The sequence below is a fragment of the Actinomadura rubrisoli genome (genome assembly GCF_004349215.1).
Taxonomy (GTDB): domain Bacteria; phylum Actinomycetota; class Actinomycetes; order Streptosporangiales; family Streptosporangiaceae; genus Spirillospora; species Spirillospora rubrisoli.
The window spans coordinates 1-14645 of record NZ_SMKU01000237.1; the positions used below are offsets into that span (position 1 = coordinate 1).

Here is a 14645-nt window from a genome sequence, read left to right on the forward strand (position 1 = left end):
CCCCAGACCCTCCCCGCCCACTCACCTTGAGCGGTTAAGCAGGCCACGACTTCGGCAGACTGCTTCGAATTCCGAGACCCTTGGTCGGACGAGCTGAACACCCTGCCCTCTAGGACACTCACTTCACCGAATGTCCGAACACGCCCTCGAACCCGTTCGATACAAGACTGTGGCTCTATCTAGCCAACCAATCGACTCATCCTTCGCCGCGAAAGCCTCCAGGTCGTGTACATAGAGTAGTTGTCTGATCACGGACAACCAACTCCCCGGAGGTCGACATGGTCAGCCCCTTCGTCCGCCGCCGACGCCTCGCCGCCGAGCTTCGCGCACTCCGTGAGGAACGCGAGATGACGGCGGACGACCTCGCGAAGGACATCCACTACTCACGTATGAAGATCAGTCGCCTGGAGAACGCCCACGGCCGCCCGGACGTCGCCGACGTCATCACCATCCTCAACACGCTCGGCGTCTCAGACAAGAGGTGGAAGGAAATCGTCTCGCTCGCCCATGAGGCATCCGCGAAGGGCTGGTGGGACTCCTTCGGCGACGCAATGGGGGCTCGCCAGCGACTGTACGCAGACATCGAGTCCGGCGCCGCCACCATCCGCGAATACAACGACACCTCGTTACCTGGTCTTCTCCAAACTCCCGAGTTCATCGATGCGCTTGTCAAACTGAAGCGAGCCGAGGGCGCGCTCGACTTCAGCCCCAAGCGGATGGCCGAGGCCCGAAGGCGGCGGCAGGAGGCCGTACTGCGGCCGGATGGCCCGACCCTCGACATCATCTTGGACGAGGTGGTCGTCCGGCGGATCAACGTTCCGATCGGCATCATGGCAGCCCAGACACGATATCTGGTCAACCTAATGACGTCTGAACCGCGCCTAGAGGTGCGCGTCCTACCAGTGGACGCGCGGATCGAGGGTATCTCGATTCCCCGGTCAGCGTTCTTCCTCTACACGTTCTCGAACCCGGTCGACCCACCATTGGCCGTGGTCGAGACGCCCAGCACCGATCTGGTTTACAGCGAAGCAACCGAGGTCGAGCAGCACATCAAGAGATATGAACTTCTCAGCAAGGCTGTTCTATCCTCAAAGGACAGCCTCTCCTGTCTGGCTGAGGCTGCCGACCGACTAACCCGTGAGGCTGGATCAGACGGATGATGAAGAAGTTCACTAGCTGGCGTGTCTCTAGCTACACCGAGGCCGGGGGCTCGTGCGTGGAGGTAGGCCGCTCCACGTCCGGCGCAGTCGCCGTTCGAGACTCCACAATGCACGGCAAGGGTCCGACCCTCGAATTCACACGCGCCGAATGGGTTACACTTCTCAACTCTATCCGGTCGGGACGATAGCACGCCCTGGCCACCATCGAGCTGTCGGCCAATGGCCGTCTTAGAAGAAGCGGCATCGCTCCGGACGCGACATTGGCCTCGCAGCCGCGACTAGGCCGTAAATCACTACATCCACGCTCGGACGCGAACTGTTGAACTAATTCAAAGGTGAATGCGTTCGGACGTTCGTGACGCAAACGCGCCCTGCCCACGGCCACAAGTACACTGACGGCTAGGGCCCCGAAAAGATTGTCAGGTGTCCTGCTTCTTCCGGCCGCCACGCTTGGGCTTCTCGGGACGCCAGTTCTTCAGATCCTCGTCCGAGATCCCGTACTCGGTCTGCTTGGCTTCCAGGTACATCGTGTACGCATCTGCAGGACTCTGACCGAACGCCGGATCGATCTCACCATGCCACTGCCACACCCACGGCAGCACCTCAGCCAACCCCGCAAGGAGCGGAGTCAGTCGAGCAGCATCCCACCCGTCCTGAGTGGCACGCTCCTCAATCAGCATCATGAGCGCCTGGGCCTGCTCCCGATGATCCCAGCCGGCCCACCCCAACAACAACGACGAGTCCCCGTCCGGGCTACTACCCGGATACGAAATGAACCGCTCCTTGGGCACATCAAGCTTCCCACGATTCCGCCAGTACGAAGCCTTCAGAAAATCAGCCGACGTATACTTCGGGGGAACGGCAATGCCCAGGTCCTTGCCAATCCGATCCTCCTCCCGCTGTTGCTCCCACATATTTTCCCATTGCACTCGCTTACGCAATCCGGAAGGATCTTTGTATCGCAACGTTGCTAGGTATGGGACATGTTCGCCCTGTACAATCTGCGCAATTGCCGTGGAAAGCTCGACGGAATCGCCAGCGTGCAGACGAGCGACAGACACGAAGTTCTCACTGTTCCTAAGTCGGTCAGCGAGCTGGTTTACCGTCATAGCGCGCGGCTGTTCAGTGCCATACTCATCATCTGCAAACCAGAGACCGCGCTCTTCGCATCCAGCTAGCAACCATTCGCGGAGCGCGGCTTCTGCTTGCTCCTCCCAGGTGGCCAGCAACCACCGCCGCTTACACTCCGGTCGCTCGATCAGAGCAATATCACGGCGATTCTCGATAACTTTGATGCGCTTCTCAACGACACGCTTGTATTCATCCGGCCAATGTTCCGGTATTTCTGTAATCGGAGTTGAACCGTGACGATGGAACCATTGTGTTTGAAGATTGCCGGATTCGATCTTCCTAGCAAGCACAATCTCGAAGGCACGTTCTCCAGGTCGAATTTCAGGCAAGCTTCCAGCAGGCGCCACGACATCAACATCGAGGAGGTCGTAAAGCCCGTACACTTCCCAGTCCAACTCTTCCTGCTCTGCAACCATTTGTCGGCGGATAGATTCCCATTGGCTCTGCGAATCCGCCAGAATAGCGTGGCGCGACCAAGGAACCGCTAGGACGTTCTTTGGGCTCACATCAGCCAACGACTGCGCCAGCGAATCCAACCTCCGCCCTCTTTTCAAGGGAAGTTGAGCCGGAAGCGGAAGCTCTTGTAGCTTGGTTCCAGTAAATTCGTACCTATCTGACCACCCTTCTGCACTAACCCGAGCACCTTCGTCTCCGACAGGGTCACCTCCCTTAGGGTAGCTGACCTGCTTAAGCCAAAAACACGCAGTCGAGCTATTTAGGATAGCGAGGAGGCGAAGATAATCCCCCTCTTCCCGGGTTCCAGGCAGCTTGATCACAGGCGCGTGTTGATTGCAGGCCCTATCTCCACGAAGGAGAGTGAAATGATTGTGCGTTGCAACATCAGCGAAAGCTATCAAGAGGTCAGCATCGGCACGCTCCCATGAAAGCATGATCAATTCATGCCATTGCATGCCGCGTTGTTCACGGGTCCTTTTGAAAGCGAGTCCGGCTCGCAAGCCAGTACGATATGGCCAGTACAGACAGCTCGACTGAAGTTTCTGATTAGGCGATCTCTGTTCGTACGGCCATAGTACGTATCCGCCGGAGGCGCTCCAATCACGAACGTTCTCGCCAACACTGTAGTGCTTATAGGTTACTCCTTGTCTGCTCCAACTGGCCGGCACCCTGCTGGCGGTGAACACCTCATCATCGCCTGTGATTGAAAGGAAACCAATTGACTCTACGAATGCTCGCAGGCGCGGGCGCCCCTTCCCCTCAATCGCGTCCATCAGCCCGGCAGCACCGCCTCCCGACAAGCTCCAAGGGTAGGAGTTTAGTCGCTCACGAGCGATATCTTCCACACTGACCCATTTACTCTCACTCCCGGGTGACTCGATTTGTTGGATTATCGCTCGCCATACGAGTCCATCTTCCGGAGACGGAGGCTCTCCTGGCTCTCCATTTACTCCCATGACAGTGCGAACAAACGTTCCGTGACGCGGCCACTGTCGACGACCAATAAGTATCACCGTGGGAGTTCCGTGCCCCGGTATAAAGGCGCCAGAGGTGTCGACAACTCGAGAGAGGTCTATCGTGGAAAAGTACTCTTCGATCAACTTTCTTCCGAACTGGCGTTTCATAAAAGAATTGGAGGTTATTTGACCGACATAACCAGCGACGGAGGCATCAAGGGTCCCCAATTTTGCCAACTGGAAAAAGCGCTCAGCAAAAGGGACCGAGAGTGCATACTTGCCGGCACAACTCTTGTAGGCTTGACGATAATTTTCGTTCTCCTGGCTGTCTTTAACCGTAATGTATGGCGGGTTTCCAACTACCACATGGTAGCTTCCTGCGCCAAGCAAATCGATGAGGCTAGGCTGCACCTCGTCGTCTCGGCCAATATACTCATAAATGTCTTCCGTCACGTAGGCGTGCGGCTCGGCATTAATAAACAGGTCTTCTTGAATACCTGGAGCACCTCTACCGTGAAGTAGTGAGTCCCCGGTAGCCACAATGATCGGAAATTCGGGAACCTGGGTAAGAGAAAAGAGAGCGCCTGCCTTCATTGCTGCTGCCAGAAGGCGGAAGCGGGCGATGTTGGTGGCGAAGGGGTTTTTGTCTACGCCGTGCACTGAGAGGAGGGTGCGGCGGATTAGTTCCCAGATGTCGGTGGCGGGTTCGGCGTCGCGCCACTTGTTGAGGATGCGGTGGAAGGCGCCCAGGAGGAAGTGGCCGGAGCCGCAGGTGGGGTCGATCAGGCGGAGGCCGGCTAGGCCGAACTCGTCGATGGCGGGTTCGAGGGTGTAGTCGAGGATGAACTCCTCGACGAACTCGGGGGTCTGGAGCAGGGCGTAGGTCTTCTTGGCGTGCTCGGAGAGGTCCTGGTAGAGGTCGCCGAGGAAGCGGGTGTCCCAGTCGGGGTCGGTGAAGTCGTGGACGATCTCGCCGTTCTCGGCGCGGGTGCGCCAGAAGGCGAGGAGGGCCTTGGCGGCGTGGTGGGGGATCTCGATCTGCCACATGGGGTTGTGGGCCTTGTCGAACAGCCCTGCGGCGACCGGGGAGCGTGACATCTCGGCGAAGCCCGCGAGGATCCAGTCGCGGTCGGTGGAGTGCGGGTTGTTGCGGATGTAGTCGGCCTGGCGTTCCTGGGCGAGGTCCAGCTTGTCGCCTGGGCCAGCGAGGAAGGGCAGCTCGATGAGGCCGTTGTCCTCACAGAAGCGCAGGAAGACCGTTCCGAGGACCCAGGCGACGGCGGCCTGGGTGACGCGGTCGTCCAGCCAGGTCTCGTAGGTGGCGGCGATGCGGCTCGCCTCGCGGGCCTTCTGCCATTCGCTGTGGAGGCGGGCGTGGGTGTCCTCGTCTTCGGCCGCGCGCTCCCGCAGATCCACTTCGAGGACTCCGACCTGCTTCTTCAGGTCGGTGAGCAGCGCCTTGCGGACGATCATGAAGCTCTCCCAGAGGACGTCTCATCTCGCTGCGCGAACGGGCCGGGCAGTACGAGGTGTTCGTTGTCGGTGTTGGTCGGGACGACCGTGTCGTCCAGGAGGGGCAGCGGCTTCGGGTCCGGCATCGGGCACAGAAGCCACAGCCCGTACGGGGTCTCGTGCGGGTCGCGGGCGGCGTCGGCGAGGCGGGCCAGCAGTTCGGAGCCGCCCTTGTAGCGGGCGAGGGGCGTCGCGTCGTGCAGGAGTGCCACGCGGTCGATGGCGCGGACGGTCTTCTCCACCTCGGCGAACGCCTGCTCGACGAGCTGGTGGAAGACGGGCGGGGCGGTCGACGGATCGGCTTCCAGCATGGTGTCCCAGGTGGGCTTGCCGCGGGCCGCGACGATCTCACGGAGGGCTTCGGTGAACCGGGCGGTCACGTTGACAGGGGTGACGTCCGCGAAGCCCGTGAGGACGGCGAGCATGGAGCCGGTATAGCGGATACGGGTCTTAAGGGCCAGGAACCCACCGTTGTCGACGCTGCCGAGGAGTCGCCGGGTGATCTGATCGGTGGAGATGCGGCCGGTGGCGGTGGACGTCCCTGGTGAGTGCCCGCCGCTGTAGGAACGGGCGGCGACGCCGAAGCGCGGGTCGACGAGGCGTTTGCCGTCCTTGCTCCATTCGACTTCGTAGTTCGCCTTGCGGAGCGCCTTGTAGAGGGCGGCCGGGGTGGACGGCAGCCTGCTCATGCGCGGGAAGCGGGCCAGAACGCGACGGCGCAGGTCGTCCGCCGTGATGCCGGAACCGCCCAAGTATCCGGCGATCTGGGCCAGTTCGAGGGCGCGTTCCGGGGCGAGGTCGACCGGGTAGAGCTCCAGACGGGCGGTAACGGCGGCGTTGGTGGACGCGGCGGCGGCCAGGGCGACCAGGGCCGTGTCGGGAAGCAGCGCCATCCCGGACGGGACGATGACCTCGCGCAGCATCCCGCGGACGGTCACGGCGCTGGGCAGCGGGTTCAGAGCCGCCAGTTTGTCGGCGCGTTTGCCGAGCTCTTCGGCGTAGTCGAACAGGTCGGCGACGTCGGGGGCGTCCGCGTCCTCGGCGGGACGCAGGGCCAGCAGGACCGTCCTGTCGCCGGGGCCTGTGCGGCGCTTGGCGAGGCGCGGCTCGTCCAAGCGCTCCTCGGTCTCGATGGCGACCCGCAGGGCGGCGCTGGCGACGGCGAGGCGGGCGGCGGTGTCGGCGAGGCCGCTCCCCCGCCTGGTCAGCAGTTCGGCCGCGACCTGGTCCGCTTCGAGGATGCGGCCCTTCTCGGTGAGGATCGCGATGACGTCGTCGCGGAGCGGCTTGATGGCGCTGTCGGACATCCACCGGCGGCGAGCGTCGGCGAGCGCTTGGGACACCTCGGTCGGGTTGATGCGCTTGTGGTCGGCGATCTCCCGCTGGGACGCCCAGGGCGCGAGCGGCGATGCGCCGTCCGGGCCGGGCAGGGCGAGGGCCAGGGCGACGGCCTCGGCATCCTGCCCCTCGCTCTTCGGGATGAGGCGTCCGGCGATCTCGTCCAGGCTGAGCCGCTTCAGCCTGTCCTTGGCGTCGGCGCCGGCGACGGAGACGCCCTCGGCGGCTTCACGCTGGTCCTTGGCGACGTTGGCGACCGACTCCTTGGAGCCGAGGCGGTGCCGCCAGTCGCGGCCCAGGCGCAGTATCTCGTTGCGCGGGCCCGAGCCGACCCCGGAGTACCGCAGCCGGTGGACGCGGGCGGCGGGGACGGCCATCAGCTCCCCGACCGTGGACACCCCCAGCCCGTCGATGGCCGCCGACAGCGCGCGGGGCGACAGGCCCGCCTCGACCAGCGGGGTCGTCTCGACGGCGGCCTCGGCCCGGGACTTGCGGGCCTGCTTGACGTCGTCGGTGTCCTCGTCGGTGCTGCTCGGGGTGGTCGGCGGGGCCGTCTGGTCGAGGTCGAGGAACATGCCGCGCCAGGCGTCGCGCATCTGCTTCAGTGACGCGAACCGCTGGTCGGCGTCACGGTGCAGGCCGCGCTCGAAGAACGCGGCCAGGGCGTCACGGAGGCCCGCGTCGAAACGGTCTTCGGCGATCTGCGGGGTGGACTCCGCCTTGTCGATGAACTCGGCCTCGGCCATGCCGTCGCCCCAGGACGGGCGCTCGGCGGCGGCCATCTCGTGGAGGGTGACGGCGATGGAGTAGCGCTCGGCGTGATCGTCGTAGCGGGGGCGGCGGTCGGTGCCGACGAACGGGTCCCGGTAGTCGGGGGTGCCGGCCTTGACGGCGGTGTCGGGGGTGTCGGCCATGGAGAAGTCCAGCATGACCAGGCGGCTGGTGTTGTTGGCCAGGCGGCGGATGGCGAGGTTCTCCGGCTTGATGTCGCGGTGCCGGGCGCCTTCCTCTTCGAGGTAGTCGACCGCGTCGAACAGCTCGTCGCCGAACTTCTCCAGTTCGTCGGGGGAAAGCCGCCCTTGCCGCTTGATGTGCTCGGCGAGGGTGACCTGGCCGGCCTCCTCCAGGACGATCACGGTGCGGTCGGCGACGTCGAACGGGCCCTCGATCAGGCCGACGATCCGGGTGCTGCGCAGGCGTCCGAGCAGTCCCGCCTCGGCGTGCAGCCGGTCGGCTGCGGCCTCGGTGAGCGCGACCTTCAGCACGCCCGTCTGCGTCCCCTCAGGCGTCTCGCGTTCAGCCAGGAAGGTGCGGGACGTGGACCCCTGGCCGAGGTTGCGCAGGACCGTCCATCCGTTGACGACGGTGCCGCGCACGGCCTCCAGCGGGTCGGGGTCGGGCTCGACGTCCGGCGCGGTCAGCTCCTCCTCGACCAGGTCGAGGTACTCCAGGAAGTCCCTCACGGACTGGAACCGGTCGAAGACGTCGAGCTTGGTGGCGCTCTCGATGACCTCGTCCATCTGGGACGTGATGGACTCGTCGATCGCGGACGGGGTGAGGCAGTGCTCCTCGGTCAGCCGCCGGGCGAGCGCCCCGCGGCTGTCGGCGGGCGCGGTACCCGTCATGATCAGGTAGCCGAGCGCGCCGAGGCCGAACACGTCCAGGGGAACGCTGTCGGCCTCGGCCCGGCCGAACTCCGGCGCCAGGTACGCCTCGGCGGACCGCTCGATGTGCCCCGCCGCGGCAGCGACGCCCCCGGCCAGGGTGGAGGTGCGTCCAGGGCGTCGCGGGTCGGTCGACGCCCCGCCGGGACGGGCCGCCGCCTGCCAGTCGACGATCTTCAAGGTGGGGTCGTATCCGGCGCCGTGGGAGGCGACGTAGACGCTGCGGGCGGCCAGCGCGCGATGGTAGAGGTGGCGGCGGTGCGCATGCGCCAGTGCCTCGGCGAGCTGCCGGACCATGCCCAGGCGGGTCTCGACGTCGAGCCCGTCACCGAACTGAGCCATGTAGTGGTCGAGCCGCAGCCATTCGGGCCGGTGCGGGAACACGATCGCGGGGCCCGCGTCATGGTCGTCGCTGAACTGCTCGGCCTTGACGATGCCCGGATGGTCGATTCCCTGGAGCACCAGGTATTCGCGGCGCGCGGCCCGCCGGGTCGACTCCTGGGCCTCGCGGGAGGCGCCCAGCTCCGACAGGTACAGCCGGACCCGCCGGTGGTCGCCCTCCAGCGCCGTGTTCTCGGCGAGGTAGTCCTCCCAGGTGGGGCCCGCGTCCATGGCCTTGGGCTCCAGCCGCCAGGTGCCGACCGTCCGGTGCTTGCGGTAGCCCTGGATGCCGATGGCGTCCAGCAGGGCCGGCATCTTCCTGGAGAAGGTGACCTCGCCGCGCCCCGGTCCGGTGGGACGGGAGGTGCCGAGCAGGTCGTCCCAGATGCGGGGCAGCCCGTTGTCGGGGCCGCGGGCATAGACGCCGGTGGCCTGCACCTCGTCCAGCTCCGACTTCAGCGCCGGGTCGGACAGGAATATGGCGGCCTTGATGAACGGGACGCGCAGCCCGCGGACGCCGAGCTTGCGCATCGCCCATTCGAGCTGGCTCTTCAGCTCCTTGGCCTTGCGATCCGCAAGGTGGAGCGGGTTCTCGATCGTGCTGACGCGGCCCAGGTGGTGGAACATCCAGGTGCCGCCGGAGTTGACCAGCCGGCCCTGGTGGCTCTTGATCTCCACGAGGTAGAGCCCGGACGGGGTGACCATGAGCAGGTCGACCTCGCGGACGTGACCCGACTTCGCGGTGAAGGTGAACGTCGTCCACGCGCGGAAGGGCTCGGCGTCCGGCATGCGCCGCTTGATGAAGTCGAGGGCGTCCTGCTCCCAGGGGAACTCGGAACGCGCCCCCCACCAGCGGTTACCGCCTGTCGCCATCAGCCTGTCATCCCCCGTCCGGTCGTGCCTGGACAGGATAGGAGCAGCGACCGACAGTGCGCACCCCAGTCAGGATCACGAACCGGAAACCTTGCCACATGCGGTCGGTCATCGCTCGTTCACAGGTCAGGACGACCTTGACAGCGCTAGCCTCGGCACATAACTCGACGTGAGCTCCGGAGGAGTGTCGGCGTGCCCTTCCAGACCCCCCAGTTCCACCTTCGCGAACTTCTCGACATGGTGCATGACGGCCGTATCCAGCTGCCGGACTTCCAGCGCCCCTGGAAGTGGGACGACGAGCGGATCGCGGCGCTGCTGGCGACGGTGACGCGGGACTATCCCGTCGGGGTCATGATGGCGCTGGAGACGGGCGGCCCCGGCACCCGGTTCAAACCGCGCCCGCTGTCGGGCGCGCCCGTCGGCCGGGTCGAGCCGGAGCTGCTGCTCATGGACGGCCAGCAGCGGCTCACCTCGCTCTACCAGGCGCTTCACTCCGAGGCCCCGGTCGAGACGATGGACGCCCGCAAGAAGAAGCTGCGGCGCTGGTACTACATCGACATCGACCGGGCCGTCAACGAGGACATCGACCGGGAGGACGCCATCCTCTCGGTCCCCGAGGACCGCGTCCTCCGCGAGGACTTCGGCCGCGGTGTCGCCTATGACCTCAGCACGACCGAGAACGAGGCCGCGGCGGGGATGTTCCCGTTCCGGCTGATGCTGGACACCCAGAAGACCATGGAGTGGATGTTCGGCTTCACGGCGGGCGACCCGGCCCGCCAGCGCCTGTGGACCAGGTTCACCTCGAAGGTTCTCAACAACGTCGGGCAATACCAGATCCCGATCATCAATCTCACCAAGGACACTCCCAAGGAGGCCGTATGCACGGTCTTCGAGAAGGTCAACACCGGCGGCGTCCCGCTGAACGTCTTCGAGCTGGTGACCGCCTCGTACGCCGCCGATCCGGCCTATTTCGAGGAGAAGGGCAAGGACTTCCAGCTCCACGAGGACTGGGAACGCATCTTCAACGGCCTCGCCGCCAACACCATGCTGGTGGCCACCTCACGTGCCGGAGGGCTGGGCAACACCGACTTCCTGCAGACGGTGACGCTCGTGTCGACCTACTTCCGCCGACGCGGGCGCAAGGGCGCTGACCCCTATTCGCAGCCGGCCGCCAGCTGCAAGCGCAAGGACATCCTCGACCTGCCGCTGGAGGAGTACCTCGAATGGTCTCCCCGGGTCGTCGACGCCTACCACTGGACGGCCCGGTTCCTGCGGCGGCAGTGCGTCTTCCAGGTCGCCGACATCCCGTACACGACGCAGCTCGTCGCGCTGGCCGCGATCCGCACCGTCCTCGGCGATGAGACGGATTCCGACGAGACCTACGCGAAGATCGCCCGCTGGTACTGGTGCGGTGTGTTCGGCGAGCAGTACGGCGGCTCCCCCGAGACACGGCTGCCCAAGGACCTGGAACAGGTCGTCGCCTGGGTCCGGGGTGGCCGCGAACCGGCCTCGGTCGGTGAGGCGATCTTCCAGGAAGCCCGCCTCGGCACGCTGCGCAGCCGCAACAGTGCCGCCTACAAGGGTGTCTATGCCGTGCTGATGCGGCAAGGCTGCAAGGACTGGACGCACAACCGCGAACCGATTGACGAGCGCATCTTCTTCGGCCACCAGGTGGGCCTGTACCAGATCTTCCCCAAGAGCTGGTGCGAGCGGAACAAGGTCTCCAGGGACAAGTACGAGAGCATCGTCAACAAGACGTTGCTGGCCCACCGGACCGGGCAGCTCGTCGGGCAGCGGGGTCCGAAGAACTACCTCCAGTCGCTGGAGACCGACACCGGGTTGCCCGGCAACTGGCTGGACGACATCATCGCCACACATCTCATCGATCCGGCCTGCCTGCGGGAAGAGGACTTCGAGCGCTTCTACCGGGAGCGGACGACACGGCTGCGCGAACTGATCGAGGCGGCGATGGGCAAGTCCGCCATCCCCGCCGCCGTCGCACCCGAATCCGCCGACGACTACGAGTCCGACCCGGAGCTTGTGGCATGAGCCTTCCACCAGAACTGGAGAACGCGGCGGAGGATCCCGTCGAGCTGACGGTGGCGGAACTGCTGGAGCTGTTCGGCGAACGCAACCGGGACCCGGTGATCGTCGGCCGGATCGAGACGGAGCTCGGGCAGGCCGGACTGCGTTGCGTGCCGACCCTGCTCCATGGGCAACTGCACTCGACGGTGGTCGTCGGCCCGATCGGGGTGGAAGACGAGGACGCCCAGGCCGGTGCCGAAGAGGAGTCCATCGCCCCGTCCGCGCTCTGCGTCGGGGACCTGCCCACCGCCCGGATGCCGAGCGGCACGCTCGTGAGCCTCAACCCGGATGACGACCTGGCGCACGCCCGCATGGTGATGCTGGAGAACCATTTCTCCCAGTTGCCGGTGATGTCAGGGCCTTACGTGCTCATCGGCGTGGTGAGCTGGCAGTCCATCGCACTGGCGCACGCGCGCGGCAAGTGCGAGTCGCTCGCCGATGCGACCGAGCCCGCGCAGGAGGTCAGCATCAAGGCGGAGCTTCTGGTCACCATTCACGACATCATCCGGCACAACTGCGTGTTCGTCCGCGACTCCGATCAGCAGATCACCGGCCTGGTGACGGCCGCGGACCTGAGCCTTGAGTTCGGTCGGCTCACGGGCCCGTTCCTGCAGTTGGGCGAGATCGAGCGACGGCTGCGCCGGTGCGTCGAGCGCATGTGCGACACGGTCGAGGACCTGCGCAAGGCGTCAGGGCACGGCAAGGCGAACACCGCCGACGACCTGACGTTCGGGCAGCTCCAGAAGGTCTTCGCGAGGCCCGACCGCTGGGCCAGGCTCAACTGGGCGCTGCATCAGGACGGATTCGTCGAGAAGGTCGACGCCGTCCGGCGCATCCGGAACGAGGTGGCGCACTTCCGGCCCAATCCGCTCTCTCCGGAGCAACGACAGCAGATGGAGATCTTCTCCGGGCTGGTGAAGAGCCTCGTGCCTTGAGGTGCGTCGCGCCCATGCCGGCCGTGTGATCTAAGGCGCCGCCCGTAATCCCGTGAAGAATGTCAGGGATCGCCGCTAGCCTTTCCTCAACAAGCTGCGGCCCGACGGGCTTCCGCCGACCCGCCTGAGCGCGGGCACAGGACACGCCCCCATACCGCACGAGACATTCGTGCTGCCTGGGGGAAAGTCCGTTGACGGTTCTCCGTCTCACCGCCGAGTCACTGCTGTCACCCGCCGAGCGAAGGTTCGCGCAGATCCTCGCCGAGCAAATGAAGATGCGGGACGGGATCACCGTCTCGGATTCCGAGGTGCGGTCATGGGAGCGGAGCCTTCCCGTCGTCGCCCACGATCTCGTCGAGGCCGGGCTCGGACAGGTCGAGATGCTCATCGAGTACAAGCTGCCGCTGACCAGCAAGCGCGCTGACGTGGTGCTCGCCGGCGTCGACCGGCGGACCGGCGCAGACGCCTACGTGGTCGTCGAGCTCAAGCAGTGGAGCCGCGCGGAAGTGTGGGACGAGGACCCGAGCCGCGTCCTCGTCCACAACATGACGGGCAAGCCGAAGCTCCACCCCGCCCTGCAGGCCAAGGGGTACACCGACTACATCTACGGGTTCCTCGTGGAACTCGCCAGGAGACCCGAGGCGCTGCACGCCGTCGCGTACCTGCACAACGCGGCCCGCGGCGACGTCCTCGACCTCTACGACGCCGTCAAGGACGAGCGGACCCTGCTGTTCACACAGTCGACGCGCGGAGCGTTCGTCGACTATCTGCGCGACCGGTTCGCACCCGCACCCGGGCGTGCCGCGGCCGACCACTTTCTGAGCAGCGAGGTGCGTCCGTCCAAGCAGCTTCTCGCGCATGCGGCCAGGGAGTTGCGCGACCGCGACCAGTTCGTGCTGCTGGACGAGCAGCAACTGGCGTACCAGCTCGTCCTGCACGCGGTCGACAAAGCGCGCAGGGAGGACCTGAAGACCGTCGTGGTGATCACCGGCGGTCCCGGGAGCGGCAAAAGCGTGATCGCGCTCTCGCTGCTCGGCGCACTGTCCGCCCGGGGGCTCTCGGCGCTGCACGCCACCGGTTCCAAGTCGTTCACGCAGACGATGCGCCGGCACGTCGCCAAGGGATCGCCGCAGACGAAGGCGATGTTCAAGTACTTCAACAACTTCATGGACGCCGACCGCAACGGCTTGGACGTCCTCATCTGCGACGAGGCGCATCGCATCCGCAAGGTGTCGGCGAACCAGTACACCCCGGCCCGCCTGCGCACCGGCCGGCCCCAGGTCGACGAGCTGATCGACGCGGCACGGGTCCCGGTGTTCCTGCTCGACGGCCAGCAGAACGTCCGCCCCGGGGAGATGGGGACGCTTGAGCAGATCCGCGAGCACGCCGAGTCGAAGGGGCTGAACGTCCAGCACGTCTCGCTGGACGAGCAGTTCAGATGCGGTGGGAGCCGCAAGTACGAGGATTGGGTGCTGCGGCTGCTCGGCCTCCATGAGCAGCCTGCTGAACCGTGGACGGACGACGACGACTTCGAGGTCTCCCTCGCCGAGTCCCCGCAGGAGATGGAGGCGCTCCTGCGGTCGCATCATGAGCGGGGCCGCACCGCGCGGATGACCGCCGGTTTCTGCTGGCCCTGGAGCAACCCCCGCAAGGACGCCGGAGGCTGGGAGCAGTCACTCGTTCCGGACGTGGTGATCGGCGACTGGGCCCGTCCATGGAACGTCAAGGGCGACCGGGCGATCGGGGACGCGCCGCCGAGCGAGCTGTGGGCCACCAATCCCGGCGGGTTCGGACAGGTCGGCTGCGTCTACACCGCGCAGGGTTTCGAGTACGACTGGAACGGGGTCATTCTCGGACGCGACCTTGTCTACCGCGACGGAAAGCTCATGCCGAACCGTGCGGCAAGCCGCGACCCGGCCCTCAGGCCGAAAACGGTAACCGACAAGGAGGCGGCGGAACTCATCCGCAATACCTACAAAGTGCTGCTCACCCGCGGCATGGTCGGCACGCTGATCTACTCGGTCGATGAAGAGACCCAGGCGTTCCTGTCACGATTGCTGCGATGAGCCGTCAGCGGTTTCGATGCCAACTCAAGCTTGCCGGACCGGAAGTGGTCAGGTAAGGGGAGCGTTACGTTGGGGGACGTGGGGGTGG

General features: G+C 65.4%; 7 protein-coding genes. 5 read left to right on the top strand and 2 right to left on the bottom strand.

Features of this window, described 5'->3' with window-relative positions; translation table 11 throughout:
• The first annotated feature begins 278 nt into the window (after positions 1–278).
• Together E1298_RS32625 and E1298_RS32630 are read left to right on the top strand one after the other, a co-directional pair.
• Positions 279–1160, top strand: coding sequence for a helix-turn-helix domain-containing protein (locus E1298_RS32625; RefSeq protein WP_131900150.1), 882 nt, complete (start codon positions 279–281; stop codon positions 1158–1160).
• The gene (locus E1298_RS32630) at positions 1160–1348 is read left to right on the top strand and encodes a DUF397 domain-containing protein (RefSeq protein ID WP_243725950.1); all 189 of its coding nucleotides are present in this window, start codon (positions 1160–1162) and stop codon (positions 1346–1348) included. The genes E1298_RS32625 and E1298_RS32630 overlap by 1 nt, the downstream gene beginning before the upstream one ends.
• A 231-nt stretch (positions 1349–1579) precedes the next feature.
• On the opposite strand, the gene pglX is transcribed toward E1298_RS32630, so the two are convergent.
• Both pglX and pglW read right to left on the bottom strand, forming a co-directional pair.
• On the bottom strand, positions 1580–5176 hold the full coding sequence (pglX, locus tag E1298_RS32635; protein ID WP_131900154.1) for a BREX-2 system adenine-specific DNA-methyltransferase PglX: 3597 nt from the start codon (positions 5174–5176) through the stop codon (positions 1580–1582).
• Complete coding sequence (gene pglW / locus E1298_RS32640) at positions 5173–9471, bottom strand: BREX system serine/threonine kinase PglW (protein WP_131900156.1); 4299 nt, start codon at positions 9469–9471, stop codon at positions 5173–5175. The genes pglX and pglW overlap by 4 nt, the downstream gene beginning before the upstream one ends.
• 192 nt (positions 9472–9663) lie before the next feature.
• Between pglW and E1298_RS32645 the strand changes: the two genes are divergently transcribed.
• The 3 genes from E1298_RS32645 (at position 9664) to E1298_RS32655 (ending at position 14557) form a co-directional block, all read left to right on the top strand.
• Positions 9664–11520, top strand: a complete 1857-nt coding sequence (locus E1298_RS32645; RefSeq protein WP_207944970.1) for a GmrSD restriction endonuclease domain-containing protein — start codon at positions 9664–9666, stop codon at positions 11518–11520.
• The gene (locus tag E1298_RS32650; protein ID WP_131900158.1) at positions 11517–12491 is read left to right on the top strand and encodes a CBS domain-containing protein; all 975 of its coding nucleotides are present in this window, start codon (positions 11517–11519) and stop codon (positions 12489–12491) included. The genes E1298_RS32645 and E1298_RS32650 overlap by 4 nt, the downstream gene beginning before the upstream one ends.
• Positions 12492–12682: 191 nt before the next feature.
• Positions 12683–14557 (top strand): DUF2075 domain-containing protein, encoded by a 1875-nt coding sequence (locus tag E1298_RS32655; protein WP_243725949.1) that lies wholly within the window; start codon positions 12683–12685, stop codon positions 14555–14557.
• Positions 14558–14645 lie beyond the last annotated feature (88 nt).

Excerpts from the sequence above, each read along its gene's own strand:
- E1298_RS32630 (WP_243725950.1), top strand. The coding sequence starts at position 1,160 with ATGAAGAAGTTCACTAGCTGGCGTGTCTCTAGCTACACCGAGGCCGGG.
- E1298_RS32650 (WP_131900158.1), top strand. The coding sequence starts at position 11,517 with ATGAGCCTTCCACCAGAACTGGAGAACGCGGCGGAGGATCCCGTCGAG.
- pglW (WP_131900156.1), bottom strand. The coding sequence starts at position 9,471 with ATGGCGACAGGCGGTAACCGCTGGTGGGGGGCGCGTTCCGAGTTCCCC.
- pglX (WP_131900154.1), bottom strand. The coding sequence starts at position 5,176 with ATGATCGTCCGCAAGGCGCTGCTCACCGACCTGAAGAAGCAGGTCGGA.
- E1298_RS32625 (WP_131900150.1), top strand. The coding sequence starts at position 279 with ATGGTCAGCCCCTTCGTCCGCCGCCGACGCCTCGCCGCCGAGCTTCGC.